The 2,017-nt window shown below is 44.9% G+C and carries 2 protein-coding genes and 1 pseudogene; 2 read left to right on the forward strand and 1 reads right to left on the reverse strand.

What is annotated here, in order from left to right:
• Both Q4B82_RS09455 and Q4B82_RS09460 read left to right on the forward strand, forming a co-directional pair.
• On the forward strand, nucleotides 1-245 hold a 245-nt coding region (locus Q4B82_RS09455; protein WP_303066208.1), incomplete at its 5' end, for a metal ABC transporter permease.
• 124 nt (nucleotides 246-369) lie between these two features.
• On the forward strand, nucleotides 370-1,338 hold the full coding sequence (locus Q4B82_RS09460) for a TerC family protein (protein WP_303066209.1): 969 nt from the start codon (nucleotides 370-372) through the stop codon (nucleotides 1,336-1,338).
• A gap of 151 nt (nucleotides 1,339-1,489) precedes the next feature.
• On the opposite strand, the pseudogene Q4B82_RS09465 reads toward Q4B82_RS09460, so the two are convergent.
• Nucleotides 1,490-2,017, reverse strand: a pseudogene (locus tag Q4B82_RS09465) (UbiD family decarboxylase domain-containing protein); the annotation flags it as partial.

A 2,017-nucleotide genomic window follows, 5' to 3' on the forward strand; every position in this document is an offset into this window, starting at 1 on the left:
TGGCAATGTTGATTTCACCAGGGATTACGGGCTTTGTGTTGTGCAAACGTTTTGACCTTATGCTGCTGGTAGCGATTTTAAGTTCTTGTTTGACGAGTGTATTGGGTGTCATCGTCAGCTATCATTTGGACAGCGCAACAGGTGCAACCATTATTTTGTTGCAGGCGATGTGTTTTGTGGGGGCGGTATCTTGGGTAAAATTTCGTTTGTTTTTACAGAAGAAAAAAGATTTTCAGGCTGCCTGAAAACATTGCCACCACGCTGACATTTCGTTAACATATGCAACTGCAATGATGCTGCCTGAATGTACAATTTTCAGGCAGCATCAACTTATTTTGATTGATTCTGAATACAGAGATGGGAAAAAACATGACGGAAGTGGCTACAATTGGTTCGCCATTGTTTTATATTGTATTTTTTGTTGCGGTACTTGTGATGATAGGCATAGACATGCTGACCCTAAAAAAAACAGGCGCACATAAAGTCAGTACCAAAGAAGCCCTAATATGGACGGTGGTATGGGTATTGGTGTCGTGTGCATTTGCAGGCTGGCTGTATTGGGAAGTGGCGCAAAGTCATGGTGCGGCTTTGGCAAAAACCAAAGTATTGGAATATTTCACAGGCTATGTGTTGGAAAAATCGTTGGCAGTGGACAATCTCTTTGTTTTCCTGATGATTTTTTCTTATTTCAAAGTGCCAGCACAATATCAACATCGCGTGTTACTTTATGGCGTATTGGGCGCGATTGTTTTGCGGGCGATTATGGTGTTTGTCGGTGCAGCGTTGGTGAGCCGTTTTGAGTGGATTTTATATGTATTCGGCGCATTTTTGTTGTACACGGGCATCAAAATGGTCAAACACAATGACGGCGATGATAACGAAGATTTGTCGCAAAACAAAATGTTGCAATGGCTGAAAAAACACATTCACGTTAGTGAACGTTTGGACGACGAAAAATTCTTTACCATTGAAAACGGCAAACGCATTGCCACCCCCCTGCTTTTGGTGTTGATTATGGTGGAATTAAGCGATGTGGTGTTTGCGATAGACAGCATTCCTGCCATTTTCGCGGTAACGACCGACCCATTTATCGTTTTGACGTCTAATATTTTTGCGATTTTGGGTTTACGCGCCATGTATTTCTTGCTGGCAGATATGGCTGACCGTTTTGTGTATTTACATTATGGTTTGGCGTTTGTGTTGAGCTTCATCGGCATTAAGATGTTGATTTTGCATTGGGTACACATTCCTGTGGGCATTTCGCTATCGGTGGTGTTTACGGCTTTGGTGGTGGCGATGGCGGCATCTTTACTGCACAAACCCAAAAGAACAGAATAAATTGTTTCAGGCAGCCATTTTCATGATTTGGCTGCCTGAAATGTTTATATTGTCGCAGAAGTGAAAATGCAATAAAGGACAACAACATCCGCTGTGTACGAGTAGTACACAAGGGTGTTTGGCAATGTTGTATGTTTTCTCAATTCTGCGATTACAAACCCAAATTCGCCCACATTGCGTCCACTTTGGCGACTGTGGCAGGGTCGCGGCTAATCGGTACGCCCCACTCGCGATGGGTTTCGCCAGCCCATTTATTGGTTGCGTCCATGCCCATTTTGCCGCCCAAACCGCTCACGGGGCTGGCAAAATCCAAATAATCAATCGGCGTGTTTTCCACCAAAACGGTATCACGAACAGGATCCATGCGCGTGGTCATCGCCCAGATGACCTGTTTCCAGTCGCGTACATTGATGTCATCGTCCACCACCACGATGAATTTGGTGTACATGAATTGCCGCAAAAACGACCAGCAACCCATCATCACGCGCTTGGCGTGTCCTGCATATTGCTTTTTCATGCTCACAACCGCCATGCGATAGGAACAGGCTTCGGGTGGCAAATAAAAATCCACAATTTCAGGAAATTGCTTTTGCAACAATGGCACAAACACTTCATTCAACGCCTCGCCCAACACGGCAGGTTCATCGGGCGGTGCGCCTGTGTAGGTGCTGTGGTAAAT

Origin of the sequence: Alysiella sp. (genome assembly GCF_030525755.1) — a bacterium.
Taxonomy (GTDB): Bacteria; Pseudomonadota; Gammaproteobacteria; order Burkholderiales; family Neisseriaceae; genus Simonsiella.

Excerpts from the sequence above, each read along its gene's own strand:
- Q4B82_RS09460 (WP_303066209.1), top strand. The coding sequence starts at position 370 with ATGACGGAAGTGGCTACAATTGGTTCGCCATTGTTTTATATTGTATTT.